This window comes from Streptomyces sp. NBC_01808 (genome assembly GCF_035917395.1).
GTDB lineage: Bacteria > Actinomycetota > Actinomycetes > Streptomycetales > Streptomycetaceae > Streptomyces.
The window spans coordinates 5006206-5022678 of record NZ_CP109072.1; the positions used below are offsets into that span (position 1 = coordinate 5006206).

Consider the following 16473-nt stretch of genomic DNA (forward strand, 5'->3'; position numbering starts at 1 on the left):
AGTCTCACTGGCAGCCGAACCCGACCACCGTCAATGGCACGGCCGCCACCCCGGAGTTACAGGTGTAGCTGCCGGCCGGAATGGTGACGACGAAGGGGCCGTTGAGCAGGCCGATCTTCGGCGCGCCGGCCGACGCGGTGCAGTCGAAGCCGGTGACGAGCTGGCCCGCCGTCACGCCTCCGCCGCAGGTGTACGTCGGTACCGCTTGCTGTGTCGGCTGTGCGGCGACCGCCGTGCCGGTGGCCGAGGCCGCCAGCCCCAGTGCGGCTACAGCACCGACCGCCATGGCCCGCGCGGAACGCCGGCCCATGCGCATCCTGTTCATCACTCTGTGCTCCTGACTGTGTGAGATCACCGTTGCCCACCGAATGCGCGAGAGAGGGTTTCCTGCCGGGATGCCGGCTCAGCGCTCGGCATTCAGTAGGATCAGCCTGAACCGATCCGGATGACCTCGGCAGGGCGCGCGGCGGGCTCGAAGAGGCGTTTTGGGAAGCGGGAGTTGCGATTCCCATGTCTGGTGTTCAGTCAGCGACCTTTCCGTCTCCTTTCCGGGGCGGTGCTCACGAAGTGAATTGTTCTGACACCCTGGTCGCGCCGGTGGTACTTCTGGGAGTTACGCGCTCCATCTTTCGGGTGAGTCCGCGCATTTTTTGTTGCGCCTGAGTTCCTCGCGTGGAGTATTGAAATCGGGCGTCTGGTGGGAGATTCACCATCGCCAGGGAACGTCAATTGGCGTTGTCACGTGCCGTATCCGCGTTCCTGACGAGGATATGGATCTGTCATGTGGTGTCGGCTTAAGGTGCCGGCCGGTTCGACGTGTGACCCATCGGTCGATCTCTCGACCCCGTGCGGCGCCATGCGTATTGCACCTCCCGAATCGGGGAGTTCCGGATGCGCAATGAGAAGCGAAATCGAATCCTGAGCCAAGGAGTGATCGTGCCGATCTCACCCGATGAGGGATCGACCGCGGTTCGCCGCCGCTGTGGCCGCGAGTTCCGAGGCCGAGCCCGTGACCGTCACCGTCGCCACGGCCGGTGGCGACGGTGACGGTCGCCGGCCCGGCGGAAACGCGGTCGCGTCGGGCGGTGCCCGGACGCGGAGGCCGGCCCGCGCGTTTTCGGTTCGGCACCGAGATCGGTCCACGCGGTCATCTCAGACATTGAAACCCCTCTGCAGGTCAGCCGGCGAAGGTAGGAGTTCGGTTACGTATTCTTCATGACCGGGTGTACCGGAAGGACAGTCCAGTGCCGCATTCGAAGATCGTCATTCTTGCCGATTGCCCGTTCGTGATTCCACTCCTGCCCGCCGCGGCCAGGGTGGATCACGAGAACAAGGTCAAGATCATGCAGGGGAACGGCTATGAGCACTTCGAATTCCTCGGCGAGTACATCGAGGTGAGCGGAATTCTCACGCCTGTCTATCGATGGCGCAATCGCACCTTCATCGCGGAATGACTCTGCGCCGCCAGACGCACGCCTCAGACAAGGAACGCCGATGAATCGATCCAGGAGCGCCCAGGACGTTGTCGTCACCGGCATGGGATTCTGCTTGCCAGGCGACCCCGCACCCACCTTCACTGCCGACGATCTCTGGCAGGTCGCGTCACGCGGCGGCACCTTCCTGAAAGCCGCGCCCATGTACTACGGGTCCGTGGAACTCACCCCCGAGATGTTCACCGAACGCCTCCCCGACGTTCCCGAGTTCTTCTCCAGGCACTACACCGCGGCCCACCGCTTCGGCCTGGTCTCCTTCGCCGAGGCATGCGCGGACGCCGGGCTGGAGTTCCGCTCCCCTGCGCTCGCCGAGGCGGCCATCCTGGCGGGGCGCGGTGGTATCGATGCCAACATCGACAGCTACATGTCGGTGCTGGGCGCCGATCCGGCGGGCACCAGTCCGCAGGAGGCGATGGAGCTCTTCGTGGCGGCCGAGCAGGCCATGACGCCTTCCGACGTGTCCCTCGTCCAGGCGGCGCTGACCTGTTCCACCGGCCCGTGCTTCACGATCTCGTGCGGCTGCGCTTCCTCTGCCGTGCAACTCGGCCAGGCGCGGCGGCTCATCGCCCAGAACGAGGTGGAGGTCGCCGCCGTGACGGGTGTCGATGTCTTCAGCATCGACTTGATCGAAAAGATCCAGCGGCTGCTGCGCGGTGCCCAGCGCACGTACGACGCTCTGCGCACTGACGGGATGCCGGAGCTCGTCCCGTCCTTCGAGGACCTGATGCGCCCCTACGACCGTCGCGCCCGCAGCATCAACCACGGTGCAGGCTCCGCCACGCTCATCGTGGAGAGCCGTGGCCACGCCGAGCGGCGCGGCGCGCATGTCTACGGCCAGATCCTCGCCACGGCGATGACCCGCGACGGGCTGGCGAATCCGCTGGCCTGCGACGAAACGGGTGCCGAGCTGGTCAGGGCCGTCCGTGCCTGCCTCGGGGAGACCTGGGGCCTGTCGCAGATCGGCTACGTGCACGGCGGCAGCGACGGCAACTCCGTGGTGACCGCTTTCGAGTCCGCGGCGGTCAGGGAGCTGTACGGCGACTCCTCCGACGTGCTGATGACGTCGCAGGAAGGCATCTTCGGCCACAACGGCTCCGCGGCCGGCTGTCTGGGCGCCGCGCTGACGCTGTTGATGATGGAGCACGGCGAGGTGTGCCCGACGGCCAACTGCGAGCAGCCCGCCGACGGACTCCCCTTCGATCCCGTGCCGGGCACGAGGACCCGCCCACTCGACTTCGACCACGCGTTCAGCTTCAACTACCAGGTCGGCGGCGTGAAACACGCCATGCTCCTGGGCAGCGCGGACGCGGCGTAGGGAGAGAGGCCAGTCATGGACGACAACCCAGACGCGCCGGACCGCGCGTACGACGAGACCGCCGGGCAGGCAGGCGGGGGATTCCCCGACGCCGCGCGGAGGGGGCGTGGCGCGGAGATCGCCGTGCTCGGCGCGGGGTGCCGGCTGCCCGGCGACGCCGATTCTCCCGCGGCTCTCTGGCAGCTCCTGGCGGACGGACGTGACGCCGTCGGCGAGCTGCCCCCGGACCGGGCGGAGCTGAGTGCAGGTGCGGACTCCCAGTTCCGCCCCTGGGGCGGCTTCCTGCGCAACGTCTCAGGCTTCGATGCCGACTTCTTCGGTGTCTCGGGCCGCGAGGCAGAAGTTCTCGACCCGCAGCACCGGTTGCTGCTTGAGGTGGCGTGGGAGGCTTTTGAGCACGCCGGATTCCGCCCCGAGTCGCTCAACGGGATGCCTGTGGGCGTCTTCACCGGCATGAGCTACCACGACTACATGGACGGACTCACGGGCCACCCGCGCGAACTGGAAGGCTCTGTCCTGACCAACGGCCATTGTGTCGCCCCGGGCCGGATCTCCTACCTCCTCGGCCTGCGAGGGCCATCGCTGTCCCTGGACACGGCCTGTTCCTCCTCCCTCGTGGCGCTCCACCTGGCTGCCCAGTCCCTCAACGCGGGCGAGTGCGAACTCGCTCTGGCCGGGGGCGTGTCGCTTATCCTCCAGCCCCGGACCACGCAGTCGTTCGCGCGGATGGGCATGCTTTCGGCCGCTGGGCACTGCCACGCCTTCGACGCCGCCGCCGACGGCTTCGTGCGGGGGGAGGGCTGCGGTGTGGTCGTGCTGAAACGACTCGCCGATGCGGTGCGGGCGGGCGACAGGGTGCTGGCCGTGCTACGCGGCTCGGCGGTCAACCAGGACGGCGCCTCGGAAGGACTGGCAGCGCCTTCCTCCGACGCTCAGCGGGCCTTGTACATCCGTGCACTGTCCGCGGCGGGCGTCGACCCGTGCGACGTCGGCATGGTCGAGACACACGGCACCGGCACGCCGGTCGGCGACCCGGCGGAGTTCGCCAGTCTGGCCGCGGTGTACGGCGAGCGCCGAGCCGATGGCGGCCGGTGCGCGCTGACGTCCGTGAAGACCAACCTCGGCCACCTGGAGCCGGCCGCCGGTATCACCGGGCTGATCAAGGTCATCGGCAGTCTCGGCCGGGGCCTGATCCCCCCCAACCTCCACTTCACCGACTGGAATCCGGCGTGCCGGCCCGAGGGCACGCGGCTGTTCGTGCCCACCGGGCTCGTCGAATGGCCGGTCCGCTCCGGACCGCGGCTGGCTTCCGTCTCTTCCTTCGGATTCGCCGGGACCAACGCCCACGCGGTGCTTGAGCAGCCGCCCACCAGCAGGTCACGCGGCGGCCGGGGCAGGCCGAAGCCGGCGGTGCCCCTGCCCTCGCCCGCGCCCGAGGTCTTCCTGGTCCCGGCCAGTTCGACCGCTGTGCTGCCGGACGCCGCGCTCCGCCTGGCCGAGTGGCTGGAGGACGGCGGTGCGAGCGTGCCGCTGCGGGACGTCGCCCACACCCTTGCGATGCGGCGCAGCCCCGGCCGCGGCCGGCTGGGCGTGGTGGCCGATTCACACGGCCGGCTCGCGGAGTCGCTGCGGATGTACGCCGCCGGACAGGCGGAGCCCCATGTGGTGACGGGCTCGGTCGGTTCGGGCATCTCCCGTCGGCCCGTGTGGGTCTTCTCCGGGCAGGGCTCCCAATGGCCGGGAATGGGCAGCGGGTTGCTGGGAACCGTGCCGGCCTTCGCCTCGGCGCTGGCGGAGGTGGACGAACTCATCACTGCAGAGGCCGGATTCTCGGTGCTGGACGTGGTGCGCCGGGGCCGGCCGGTCAGCGGCTGCGGACGGGTGCAGCCGGTGCTCTTCGCACTGCAGATCGCGCTTGCCGCCGCTTGGCGCGGCCACGGCGTGGAGCCGGCCGGGGTCATCGGGCACTCGATGGGCGAGGTGGCCGCCGCCGTGGTCGCCGGAGCATTGTCGCTGCCGGACGGAGTACGGGTGATCTGCCGCCGCTCCGCACTGCTGGAGCGCATCGCCGGTAACGGCGCCATGGCGAGCGTGGAACTGGACGCGGAGACGGTCGAGGCGGAGATCGCCGCAGCCGGCGCGGACCCGGACACCCCCGTCGGGCAGGTCTCGGTGGCGGTGCTCGGTGCCCCCGGGTCCACCGTGGTGGCGGGGGAGACGGCCCGCGTGCACCGGATGGTGGAGGACTGGCAGGCGCGTGGCGTCCCGGCGTCCACCGTTGCGGTGGACGTGGCCTCGCACTCGCCGCAGGTGGACCCACTGCTCGATGATCTCCGTGCCGCGCTCGACGATCTGACACCCAGGTCACCGCATCTGCCCTTCTACTCGACGGTGCTCGACGACCCCCATGGCCGGCCGGCCTTCGACTCCGGCTACTGGTGCGAGAACCTGCGCCGCCCGGTGCGGTTCGCCGCCGCCGTGGCCGCCGCTGCCGCCGACCGCCACACGCTCTATGTGGAGATCTCGCCCCACCCCGTCGTGAGCCGGGCCCTCACCCGCAGCCTCGCCGTGCCCAACGATCAGGCGACCGAGCCGGTGGTGCTGCCCACGCTGCTCCGAGACGAAGACGAACTTGCCACGCTGCGAGTCCAGTTGGCAGCGCTGCACTGCGCCGGGGGCACCGTGGACTGGTCCGTGCTCTACGCGGACGCGCAGCTCGCGGAAGTGCCCACCATCGCGTTCGACCGCACGCGCCATTTCACCCGTCCGGAGATCCCCCGACCTCGCTCGGAGGCAAGCCCGGGCGGCGCCGATGCCGACTCGCTACCCGGCAGGCGTACGGAGATTCCCGGAACGCCGCACCGCCTGTGCTGGCACGGGGACACCGGCATCTCCCGCCTCCCCTGGCTGGCGGATCACCAGGTGTACGGCTCGGCGGCGCTGCCGGGCGCCGTCCACTGCGCCATCGCGCTGAGCTGCGCCTGCGACGTGTTCAACGCCGGACCGCACGAGGTGGAAGTCGCCGACGTGCGCTTCCTGGAACTCCTGCGTCTCACCGAGCGAACCCCCGTCAGCACCACCGTGACTCTGACGGACGCCGACCACGCGCAGTGTGAGATCTACGCACGCGGCGAGAAGGACACCTGGGTACTGCAGGCCACGGCGGTGCTGCGCCGCCGCGCTCCGGTGCCGCGTTCCTCGCTCTCATCGGTCGGCTCCCTCGCCTCCGGGCATCCCCGGCGCCTCGACCCGCGCACCCTCTACGAGAGCCTGCGGGCCCGTGGACTCACGCACGGGCCGGCCTTCGCAGGGGTGACGGGGCTGCGCGGAGCCGAGGACGGCGAGAGCTACTGGGCACAGGTCGAGGTCCCCCAGGAGGCCCGGCGGTCCGGGCACACGTCTCTGCGTATTCATCCCGTGCTCATCGACCTGTGCGCCCAACTCGTTGCTGCACGGCTGATCGAGGAGGCCGATTCGGGGACGTTGCTCCCGGTGGGGATGCGGGACCTGCGTGTCCTGGGCGATATCGCCACCACGGTGTACTGCCACGCACACATCGCCGAGACGAGCGACGATGCCCTCACCGGCAACGTGCGGCTGCTGGACCAGGCGGGCAGCCCCGTGCTGTCCATCGACGGCCTGAAGTTCACACGGCGCGCCGCCACGAACTCCAAGGCGGTGGACAGTTGGTTCAGCGGCATCAGATGGTACGAGTCCCCGCGCCGCACCTCGTCGCGGGACGTATCGGCGCCCACGACGCTGATCATCAGCGAAAGCGGGCAGGATGCCGGGAGTTCCCGTGCGCTGGCCCGCGCCATCGAGTCGGCGGGCGGGAAGGCAGAGGTGTGGAAGCCGCCTCCCGCTCACGAAGGACTTCAGGGGCTGACGGCCTCACTCGTCGCGCGGCTGGAGGCATCCAAGGAGCCGCCCCGCGTGGTAGCGGTGCTGTGCCGGCAGGACGGGGACGGGGACGGGGCCGGAGAGGCGGGGCAGGGCCCTGCGGCGGTGGGCCTGCGGCAGGTCAGGCTCCTGCTTGCCGCCGCACAGGCGATCACGGGCGTGGCGGCCGGGCCGGTGCGCCTCTACGCCGTGACGAGGGGCGCCCGCCCGGTGCGCCCCGGCGATACGGCCGATCCCGCCCAGGGAGCGCTGCGCGGCGTGGTGCGTGTGCTGGCGCTGGAGCACCCCGAGTTGCAGGCCACTCTGGTCGACGCGGACGCCCGCTCCGGCCCGGACACGGGCAAGGGCGACGACCGCGCCGCACTGCGGGAGCTGGCCCGTGAGCTGATGTCCTATCAGGTGCCCGACACCGAGGACCTTGAGGACGAGGTGGCGTTGCGCGGCGGGGCGCGGCATGTCGCCAGACTGGAGCGGACGCCACTGACGAAGGGCGAGCGAGTCCTGGCCGCGCGCATGGTGCGCAGCGGCGAAGACGGATTCCGGCTGCTGGTGCGCCGCCCCGGCGATCTGACGAGCTTGCAGCTAGCCGAGTCGCCTCGGATCGCGCCCGGCGCCGGCGAGGTCGAGGTGCGTGTGACCGCCACCGGGCTGAACTTCCGCGACGTCCTGATCGCCCTCGGCATGCTCCCTGACGCCAGCGCCAGCGCCGGTGCCGGAGCGACCGGTGCCTTCGACGGGATCGGTTTCGAGTGCGCGGGTGTCGTCACGGCCGTCGGCCCCGGCGTCGAGCGTTTCTGCGTGGGGGACGACGTACTCGCGGTGAATCTGGAGGGGGGCGCCTTCGCCTCCTTCGTCACACTGCCGGCCAGAGCCGTCGCCTCGATCCCCCCGGGTCTCGGCGCCGTCGCCGCCGCCGGGCTGCCGATCGCGTTTCTCACCGCGTGGTACGCGCTGCGCCATGTCGCGCGGCTTGCCCCGGGGGAACGCGTGCTGATCCACTCGGCAACCGGTGGTACGGGACTCGCGGCCATCGCCGTCGCCCGGCATCTGGGGGCGGAGGTGCTGGCCACTGCGGGCAGTGAAGAGAAACGCAGCCATCTGCGGGCTATGGGAATCACCGAGGTGATGGATTCCCGGACGCTGGACTTCCGGGACCGAACCCGCGAGGCAACGGGCGGCGAGGGCGTCGACGTGGTGCTGAACTCACTCTCGGGAGCGGCCATCAGAGCCGGGCTGGAAACACTCCGCCCCTTCGGACGCTTCATCGAGCTGGGTGTGCGCGACATCCTCTCCGACGGGCTGCTCGGGCTCTCGCCGCTGCGGCACAACATCACGTTCCGTACCGTCGACCTGATCGAACTTCAGCGATCACAGCCGGAGGTGTTCGACCAGGTGCTACGGGAGGTGCTCGGCCAGTTCACGGCGGGCGAGCTCGCGCCGTTGCACTCCACGACGTTTCCGCTCACTGCCGCCTCTCAGGCGTTCCGGCTCATGGCGGGAGCACGCCACCTGGGCAAGCTGGTGCTGACCACGCCCGCGCAGGGCGAGACCGTCGCCGTGCTGCCTGCCGGGCCAGTGACCGCGCGACGAGACGGGGCGTACATCATCACCGGCGGCCTGCGCGGCGTGGGACTGGCCACCGCGCAGTGGCTGGCCCGGCAGGGCGCCGGTCATCTGGTGCTGAACGGGCGTACCACGCCCACCCCCCAGGCCACGGCAACGCTGCGCGACCTCGACGCCCAGGGCACCAAGATCACGGTCGTGCTGGGCGACATCGCCGAGCAGCAGACCGCGGAGCGCCTGGTGGCCGCGGCCGGGAAACAGCCGTGGCCGCTGCGGGGTGTCGTGCACGGTGCAATGGTGCTGGCGGACGCCGCCGTCACCACACTGGACGAGGAGAGGCTCGATAAGGCGTGGAAACCGAAGACCGACGGCGCATGGCACCTCCATCGGGCGACCGCCGCGCACCGGCTCGACTGGTTCGTGGTCCACTCCTCCATGGCGTCACTGCTGGGGAATCCCGGCCAGGCCGGGTACGCGGCGGCCAACGCTTGGCTGGATGCCTTCGCGGCCTGGCGAACGGCTCTCGGGCTGCCCACGCTGGCGGTCAACTGGGGCCCTTGGGGTGAAATCGGGGCAGCTACTGATTTCGCCCGACGCGGATACCAGACCATCCCCACGGAGATGGGATTCCGGGCGCTGCAGGAACTGCTGGTGCAGGGAAGTGTCCAGGCCGGGGTCATTCCCGGAGACGCTGGGACGTGGATTCCCGGAGTCGGGTGGGGCAGGGATTTCTTCAGCCTGGTCAGGCCGGACGGCGACGCCGGGGCGAGCGGGAGTGAGGAAAGCCCGGGGGAACTGGTGGAGCGGCTGCGCTCCATGCCGACGGGTACCGCCCAGCGGCGGGCGCTGGAGACGTTTCTGGCCGAGCACATCCGCGCGGTGCTTCGGATCGGCGCCACGAGGATCGACCCGCAGACCCCGCTGCGCAGCCTGGGCTTCGACTCGCTGCTGGCCACCGAGGTGCGGGCGCGCATCGAACCGGTCCTTGGCGTGCGCCTGGCCGGCGACTTCGTGTGGCGGCACCGTACCCTCGCGGCACTCGCCGAAGGGCTGTCCGAACGTCTGGGACTGATTCCCTCCTGAGCGCGCTGCATTCCTGACGGGCTCCGGGGCGTGAGCAAACCGTTCCCGGAGCCCGTCGCCCGCGAGTGCACCTGTCCAGCAGATCGTCGATTGATTCGGCGTCACCCGGCCCCCGTCATCTACCGCCGCTCCGGCAAGGCTCTGCCGCATCAGCCCCCCGTCGCAGTGCCGGCCTCGAACGTCGCCGGCCGCTACCTTGTAGCCGGTGTCTGAGGCACGGGGCCGGCGTCGCCAACGTGCCAGCGCACGGTCCGGGCCTCCCCTCCTCGCTGCCTGCCCAACGTGGGTGCGCTGTCGGCCATCTGGTCCTCGAACGCCCGCCGCGCTTCGCTGTCCCGGTTGCGTTGCAGGCGTCCGCGGAAATCGCTCAGATACTCCATGCCGAGGTGCGAGCGCAATCCGCCGAGTAACTCCAGTGCGCGCAAGGCGTGGTGACACCCCTCCGTCACCTCACCGGCCTCGGCTCGTGCAGTGGCGAGTAACAGCAGATCGATGGCGCGACGGCGTACGTCTCTCCGGGGCAGGCCGTCAAGCGCCGTCTGAGCCCAACGGGCCGACTCGGCCGGACGGCCCAGATCGCGGTAGCAATGGGCCAGCCCGTCGGCCAAGTGCGCAGCGGTGAAGTCCGCGATCCACTCGGGTTCGCCGTCCGAGGACGTTTCGTCCAACATCTCGAGTGCGAGGTCTGCGCTCCGCTCACAGGAAAATGCGTCACCAAGCAAAGCGTGCCCGCGTGCCTCCGCCAGGTGAAACAGCGCTTCCACGGACGGCGTTGTGAGGCTGCCGGTGCCGCCACGGGCGGCGAGGGCGAGTGGCACCACTTCTCGTGGGTGACCGAGAAGCGGTGCGATAGTGGCCATACCATCGGCCAGCACGAATCCACCGAGCGCGCGGTCGCCGGCCGCTTGAGCCAGCCTGAGCGCCTGGATGTAGTAACGCTGCGCCAGCCCGGGCCTGCCGGTGTCCACCGTCATGAGGCCGGTGTGCTTGGTGAGTTGGGCAACGGCGGCGAAGAGACTGCGGCCGATCGTCTCCGTGTATGTGCCTGAGAGCAGTCCTGAGACGAATACGTTGAGGTAGTGCACCGCGACAGAACGAGTGTGGCCGCCGCCGAAGCTGCGGTCCAGCCCGGACAGCGCCAGGGCCGTCTCCCGCACCGCCTCCACGTCGGCGAGGTGCACCTGTGAGCCGCCCTCGCGGGAGACCTCCGCGTCGCATGCCGTGATGAGCCAGTCGCGGCTGGGGCCGATCAGAGTGGAGACCGCCACCGTAGGGCCGAACACCAGGCCCCGGGGGTCGGCGTCGCAGGACCAGAGTTCGCATGTCGTCTGGATGGCCTCGGCCAGACCTGGTGCAAATTCCAGACCTACGTTGCTGGCCAGGCTTTTCCCGTACGCCATTCCGATCTCGTCCAGCGATACGGTACGGTCGAGTTTCTCGCTGAGTACTTCGGCAATAATCACTGCCGTGCGGATTCGAGGACGCTGACCCCGCACCCACCGACTCACGGAGGTCTTGTCGTGACGCAGGTTGAGACCGCGCTGGCTGCCTCGGAGGTTCACTCGCCGAGCGAGTCCGGCATTCGAGATCCCGGCCTCGTGTAGCAGGGCCTCAAGTCTCTGATTCGGCTGACGAGAAACGAGCTTACGGGCAGCCATCTTAATCCTTTCAAAGAACCTCTGAGCAGAACGGCCGTGCCGCCACTCAACGAGGAAATTTGACCAAGCAGCCCCGTGCGAGAACCCCAGACTCCCCCTGCAATCATTCTCGTGTTTCCGTTTGCCCGTGGCAAGTGCGCTAAGTGATGAACCGGCATCGAAGTCGCACCCACCGGCGCGTAAGTAGCGTTTGAGAAAGAAACGTTCCCTCGTGCACCAGTTTTCACCTTCTCATTGGTTGTTCTTTTTAAATACAGTGACAGTGGGAGGAGGTGGCGCACGGTATGATCAACGCGACGTGCTCGCGCGAGTCCAAGAGACGGTCGGCTCAGCCCCATCGGCACCGTCCCGGCAAGCGCAAGAGAGATGAACCTGCAGTTCAGGCCGATCCCTGCGGCGTGCCAGCCGCGACCTTCGACGCTACGCGCTGACCGCAAACGCCGAAGGGCCGCGGGCCGACCTCGCCCGGCACCGCGCCGCACTGGCGGCCGCAAGCCCTGCTTCCGCCGGCGATTCGTCCGAGGGCCGGCGGCTGTGCGCTGCCCGGCAGGATTGCTGATCCGGTCGCGTTGCCAGGTGGGTTGGTGCAGGGCGGTGTTGTGGTGGCGGTGGTGTGGGTTGGCTGTGGGCGCCGCTCTGTTATTCGGTCATGGTGAGCGGCGCCCGGTCAGCTGGGGGGTGTTCAGTAGACGGTGACGTCGTTGTCGATGTTGCCGGCGGTGAAGTTGATCAGGCTGCCGCAGGCGAGGGCGCAGAAGCCGTAGGGCGGTGTGGGGGGAGTGGGGGAGGAGGAGATCACGACGGTGGTTTCGTCGTTGGAGGCGGCGCAGTTGTCGTTGCCGTTGTAGGCGGCGGTGATGGTGTGGGTGCCTGTGGTGGCGAAGTTCGTGTCGTAGGTTGCGGTGCCGTCGGGGGCGACGGGGACGGTGGCGAGGAGGTCGGGGCCGTCGAAGAAGGAGACGCCCAGTCCGCCGCTGGGGTCGTCCGGGCAGCCGACCGTGGCGGCCAGTTCCACCGGTGCGCCGACGGCCGCGGTTGAGGGTGTTGCGGTGACCGAGGTGGTGGAGGGCTCCAGGGCTGCGGCCGGGGAAGCCAGGCCGATGACTGCGGCCAGTGCGCAGAAGAGCGCTGCCTTCCAGAATGTCCATCGCTGCCAACGACTCACTGGTGGGCTCCTTGAGCTGAGGGTTTTGCGGGCTTGTTCACCCGCCGGACAGCCGAGGACCGTAGTCGCCGCTTCGGTGACGGTGCGGAAGGCGCTCGGGAGTCGGTCCACTTGGATCACACGGAATACCCCACCGGAGGAACGCCCCCCTTCGCGCGGTGCTTCCGGTTCCACCTGCCTTCGCCCGGAACGCCCGGATGCAGCCGGACGAGGATATTGATCAGCTCAGATGTATCCATATGTCCCAACAGTCACGCGGATGTAACTCGTTTGGGTGATGTGTCGTTCATATTCTTGCACTCGTTTCACCCGAGTGGCTCACTGGCTATATCCGCCACAGGTGGACCGTTCATCTCTCCGTGGGGGCATCGGCGCGGCAGTACCGCGATTCCCCTCACACCTCGGCTCGGCAGCCCGGTCACGGGCGTACCGGGCGTAGTGATCCGATCCCCCCTCTGCGTCTCTGCTTCCGCACGCGGCACCGGTCCGGATGCGGCGGCCCAACTCATTCCTCAAAGGAGGACTCCATGGCCCCCTTCATCACGTCCATCAGCCCCACCCAGGGCACGGCCGGTACCTCGGTGACCATCACCGGGACCGGGTTCGGCGCCCTGGCCAGCACGCCGGTCGTCCACTTCGGCAACACGTCCGTGAACGGCACGGTCACGGTCGCCAACACCCAGATCAGCGTCACCGCCCCCGGCGGCTGCGCCGGGCAGGTCAACGTCAGTGTGACCGTGGGCAGTTCGACCAGCAACAGCAAGGCGTTCTTCTACGTCGCCGCCCCCACGATCGGGGCCGTCAGCGCCAACGCCGGCCCCGACACCTCCCCGCCGGCCAGCACCCTCTACGGCAGCGGATTAGCTGCCGCCACGGCGGTCACCTTCGGCGCCGCCGGCGCCGGCACCCTCGGCACCGTCGTCAGCGACTCCCAGCGCTCCGCCACCCCGCCCTCCTTCGCCGTCACCGGCGTCCCGGTCACCGTCAACGTCACGGTGACCAACCCCGGCGGGACCAGCCCCATCACCGGGGCCGCCGACCAGTACACCTACTACGACCAGCCGACGGCCACCGGCATCAGCCCCAGCACCGGATCGCCGGGAGACACCGGTGTCCTCATCACCGGCACCGGCTTCTACGACGTCAGCGCGGTGACCTTCACCGACCCCGCAGGCCCCACCGCCTACCCGGCCAGCTTCGCCGCTTCCAGCGACATCCAGCTGATCGTGACGGTCCCCTCCGGCGCCCCCACGGGAACGGCACTCAACGTGACCGTCACCAACCCCGGCGGCACCACCACCCCCGCACTGGTCTTCACCACCTGACCCCTGCAACACCACGCGCGCGTGTGTGCCATGGGCAACCACGGCACACACGCCCCCACGCCCCCCGCCCGAGCGAGAGACAAGCGAGAAAGGTCCCCTTCCATGGCACCGGTGATCAGCGCTCTCAATCCCACCCAGGGCCCCGCCGCCGGTGGCAACCAGGTCACCATCTCCGGCAGCGCCTTCATCGGCGCCACCGCCGTCCGCTTCGGCACCAACTCAGCCGCTTTCGAGGTGGTCACCAACTCCCAGATCACAGCCGTCCCGCCCCCGGGCTCCGGGGCCGTGACCGTCCGGGTGACCTCGCCGAGCGGAACGAGCAACGGCCTCACCTACACCTACGTCCCCGCACCGGTGCTCAGCAGCCTCGCACCCGGCCAGGGGCCGACAACCGGCGGGAACCAGGTGATCCTCACCGGCACCGGCTTCACCGGCGCCAGCGCGGTCCACTTCGGCGCCGCCTCCGCCGTCTTCACCGTCAACAACAGCACGCAGATCACCGCCACCGCACCCGCCGGCTCGGGCTCCGTCGCCGTGACGGTGACGACACCCGGCGGCACCAGCAACAGCCTCACCTACACCTACGTCACAGCGGCGGTGCCCGTCGTCATCGACCTCGACTCCCACTTCGGGCCCACCGCCGGCGGCAACACCGTCACCATCCTCGGGGCCGGCCTGACCGGCGCCACCGCCGTCCACTTCGGCGCCCAGACCGCCGGCTTCGTGGTCGTGGGCGACAGCCAGATCACGGCGACCGCGCCGGCCGGCACCGGCACCGTGGTGGTCACCGTCACCACACCCGGAGGCACCAGCAGCACCGGCATCGGCAACCCGTACTACACCTACGTACCGCAGCCCGCCCTCACCAGCCTCGCCCCCAACACCGGCCCCGCCACCGGCGGCACCAACGTCACCATCAACGGCACCGCCCTCACCTACACCGACAAAGTCCTCTTCGGCGCCACCCTCGCCAACTTCGCGGCCATCTCCGACACCATCGTCCTCGCCACCGCACCGCCCGGCGCCGGAAGCGTCCCCGTCACCGTCCACACCCCCGGCGGCACCAGCAACCCCCTCGCCTTCACCTACCAGTGACCCAGCCACACCGCACCCGGCGCCGTCCTCCGGCACCGCTGCCCCGGGAGACAGGGGCTCGTCCAGCGCCGCGGGGCGGGCCGTGTGCGGGGGTTCAGCTCGCGTGCGGGTACGCGACCATCGTGCGCGACGCTTCGTCCCAGAACAGGCCGAAGCCGGCGGTGTCGCCGAAGGGGAAGTCGATGGTGACGTCGTCGAACTCCTCGATCTTGCCGGTCCTCATGTCGAGTTGCACCGGCTGCTCCGAGGAGATGAACCCCCCGGAGCCGATGGCGTTCCCGTACACCACGCCCTCGTCGGTGGCGAGCTGGAACTCGACCGCGTTGGTGCTGTCGGTGCGCTCGAAGCAGACGCCTGTGCCCTCCTCCAGGTCGAACACGCGGCCCCCGTGGGCGAGGTAGCGGCCGTTGGCCGACAGGTGGTGGTCGCCGGTGGTCGTGTCTCCCTCGCAGCGGACCGTGGCGAGCGTCTTGCCGGAGGAACTGTCGACGGCGCTCCACACGATCGCGTCGGAGTTCCGCTCCTGGCCCCAGTCGACGACGAGGAGGTCGTCCGAGATGACCTGGACGCGGGACGGCTCTTCCGGGTCGACTCCCTTCGGCCGGAGGTCGGCGGCGGTCAAGCCGCCGGGGACCCAGAAACCGTTGTAGTCGATGTCGATGCTGGTGCCGATCAGCAGACCGTCGTCCGTGAGCCCCTTGACCTGCCAACTGCTGTCACATTCGGGGCAGTCGGCCGGCGGATCCTGGTCGTTGACGCGGTACTCGGTGGTGTCGCCGGTCGCCGGGTCGACGGCCACCACGGTGTCGTCGCCGCTCTGCACCAGCAGGCCGGCGCCTCCGTCGCGGACCTTGCCCTCACCGTCCACCTCGACGTGGACCGGTCGTACGCCGTCACCGGACGAATCGGCCGGGAAGATGTCGATGGCGACGATCTCCTTGCCGCGGTTGATGGCATCGTCGTCCGTGGTGCCGGACGACCAGAGGGCCAGATACTCCTTACCGTCCACGGTCGCCCTGATGTACGGAAGATTCGTACTCTCCAGCGGGCTGACGGGGACGCTGCTCCACCGCTTCTCGCCCGTTTCGGCGTCCAGGACCGTGAAGCCGTACTCGTCGGCTCCCCCCTCGCCCGGCCGCTCCCAGTACACCGCCACCGCGCCGGTCCGCGGGAGCGGCAACTGCGTGCCCTCCTCCGTCGACTCCCAGCCGCGCCCCGTGTCGTACAGCGCCGGCACCTCCAACTGAGTGCCGGGCGGCGTCGCCTCGGCACTCGGCGACGGGCCGGTGCGCTTGCCGTCCTTCGCCCCGGGGTTCTCCTCGTCCTCTCCGGAGTCCGAGCAGCCCGCCAGTAACGCCACCACCACCGCCGCGCAGGCGATCCACCTCGTCGCACGCATCAGCGCCCCCCCACCCCGTACTCGACTGAGCGCACCACAATGTCACTGCGGCTGACGCGCCGCAATCCTCGTCCATGCCTGCGCGGCAGGGAGGTTCGCCGGCCACCGGCGGACCGCCGCCCTCCGGCAGAATCGACCCGGACGAAGGGGGAGGGTGGGTAGTGGGCGCATCTGGCGTGGCTGCTCGCTGAGCTTCCGTTCGTCCATACGTTCAGGGAGTACGGCCCCGAGGGCGGCCCGGTGCTCCGCGGAGTGGTGGTTCCCTCGCGTGAATGGGCGGACGTGCTCGTGGAGCATCGCCGGGAGCAGTGGGCGGGTGCGGGTGGCGCTGCAGGGGCGCACCGAGCCGATCGGGTTTCCCGGGATGGTGATCGGCGAACTGTTCGGCGAGGGCGGGCACCGGCGGCTGGCGGTGGCGGGCGAGCCGGACCTGGTGGCTTCCGGGATCTGACGACTCCCTCCCGTGCCGTCAGGTAC

Annotated in this window: 10 protein-coding genes; 6 read left to right on the forward strand and 4 right to left on the reverse strand. The window is 69.5% G+C overall.

Annotated features, from left to right (window positions below; all coding sequences use genetic code 11):
* Positions 1 to 4 precede the first annotated feature (4 nt).
* Positions 5 to 325 (reverse strand): hypothetical protein, encoded by a 321-nt coding sequence (locus OG946_RS22240; protein WP_326797798.1) that lies wholly within the window; start codon positions 323 to 325, stop codon positions 5 to 7.
* Between the two features lie 919 nt (positions 326 to 1244).
* On the opposite strand from OG946_RS22240, the gene OG946_RS22245 reads away from it, so the two are divergent.
* From OG946_RS22245 to OG946_RS22255, 3 genes are read left to right on the forward strand one after another with little or no spacing between them, the layout of a single operon-like run.
* The gene (locus OG946_RS22245) at positions 1245 to 1454 is read left to right on the forward strand and encodes a DUF5988 family protein (RefSeq protein WP_326797799.1); all 210 of its coding nucleotides are present in this window, start codon (positions 1245 to 1247) and stop codon (positions 1452 to 1454) included.
* 40 nt (positions 1455 to 1494) lie between these two features.
* Positions 1495 to 2808 (forward strand): beta-ketoacyl synthase N-terminal-like domain-containing protein, encoded by a 1314-nt coding sequence (locus OG946_RS22250; protein ID WP_326797800.1) that lies wholly within the window; start codon positions 1495 to 1497, stop codon positions 2806 to 2808.
* Positions 2809 to 2823: 15 nt separating this feature from the next.
* Entirely contained in the window at positions 2824 to 9354 is a 6531-nt protein-coding gene (locus tag OG946_RS22255) for a type I polyketide synthase (protein WP_326797801.1), read from the forward strand.
* A 191-nt stretch (positions 9355 to 9545) separates the two neighbouring features.
* Here OG946_RS22255 and OG946_RS22260 read toward each other — a convergent pair whose 3' ends face one another.
* Both OG946_RS22260 and OG946_RS22265 read right to left on the reverse strand, forming a co-directional pair.
* The gene (locus OG946_RS22260) at positions 9546 to 11012 is read right to left on the reverse strand and encodes a transcriptional regulator (protein ID WP_326797802.1); all 1467 of its coding nucleotides are present in this window, start codon (positions 11010 to 11012) and stop codon (positions 9546 to 9548) included.
* 682 nt (positions 11013 to 11694) lie between these two features.
* Positions 11695 to 12177 carry an Ig-like domain-containing protein gene (locus tag OG946_RS22265; protein WP_326794252.1) on the reverse strand — a complete coding sequence of 161 codons (483 nt, stop codon included), beginning with the start codon at positions 12175 to 12177 and terminating at the stop codon, positions 11695 to 11697.
* A 527-nt stretch (positions 12178 to 12704) separates the two neighbouring features.
* On the opposite strand from OG946_RS22265, the gene OG946_RS22270 reads away from it, so the two are divergent.
* The gene (locus OG946_RS22270; RefSeq protein WP_326797803.1) at positions 12705 to 13502 is read left to right on the forward strand and encodes an IPT/TIG domain-containing protein; all 798 of its coding nucleotides are present in this window, start codon (positions 12705 to 12707) and stop codon (positions 13500 to 13502) included.
* 102 nt (positions 13503 to 13604) lie between these two features.
* Complete coding sequence (locus OG946_RS22275; protein WP_326797804.1) at positions 13605 to 14597, forward strand: IPT/TIG domain-containing protein; 993 nt, start codon at positions 13605 to 13607, stop codon at positions 14595 to 14597.
* A gap of 94 nt (positions 14598 to 14691) precedes the next feature.
* Here the strand turns inward: OG946_RS22275 and OG946_RS22280 are convergent, their stop codons facing one another.
* The gene (locus tag OG946_RS22280) at positions 14692 to 15996 is read right to left on the reverse strand and encodes a hypothetical protein (protein WP_326797805.1); all 1305 of its coding nucleotides are present in this window, start codon (positions 15994 to 15996) and stop codon (positions 14692 to 14694) included.
* A 268-nt stretch (positions 15997 to 16264) separates the two neighbouring features.
* Here OG946_RS22280 and OG946_RS22285 point away from each other — a divergent pair, with 268 nt between their 5' ends.
* Positions 16265 to 16447 carry a hypothetical protein gene (locus OG946_RS22285; RefSeq protein ID WP_326797806.1) on the forward strand — a complete coding sequence of 61 codons (183 nt, stop codon included), beginning with the start codon at positions 16265 to 16267 and terminating at the stop codon, positions 16445 to 16447.
* Positions 16448 to 16473: the final 26 nt, after the last annotated feature.

Bases quoted from the DNA above. Each gene is read 5' to 3' on its own strand.
- OG946_RS22240 (WP_326797798.1), bottom strand. From the start codon at position 325: ATGAACAGGATGCGCATGGGCCGGCGTTCCGCGCGGGCCATGGCGGTC.
- OG946_RS22275 (WP_326797804.1), top strand. From the start codon at position 13,605: ATGGCACCGGTGATCAGCGCTCTCAATCCCACCCAGGGCCCCGCCGCC.
- OG946_RS22260 (WP_326797802.1), bottom strand. From the start codon at position 11,012: ATGGCTGCCCGTAAGCTCGTTTCTCGTCAGCCGAATCAGAGACTTGAG.
- OG946_RS22255 (WP_326797801.1), top strand. From the start codon at position 2,824: ATGGACGACAACCCAGACGCGCCGGACCGCGCGTACGACGAGACCGCC.
- OG946_RS22280 (WP_326797805.1), bottom strand. From the start codon at position 15,996: ATGCGTGCGACGAGGTGGATCGCCTGCGCGGCGGTGGTGGTGGCGTTA.
- OG946_RS22270 (WP_326797803.1), top strand. From the start codon at position 12,705: ATGGCCCCCTTCATCACGTCCATCAGCCCCACCCAGGGCACGGCCGGT.
- OG946_RS22250 (WP_326797800.1), top strand. From the start codon at position 1,495: ATGAATCGATCCAGGAGCGCCCAGGACGTTGTCGTCACCGGCATGGGA.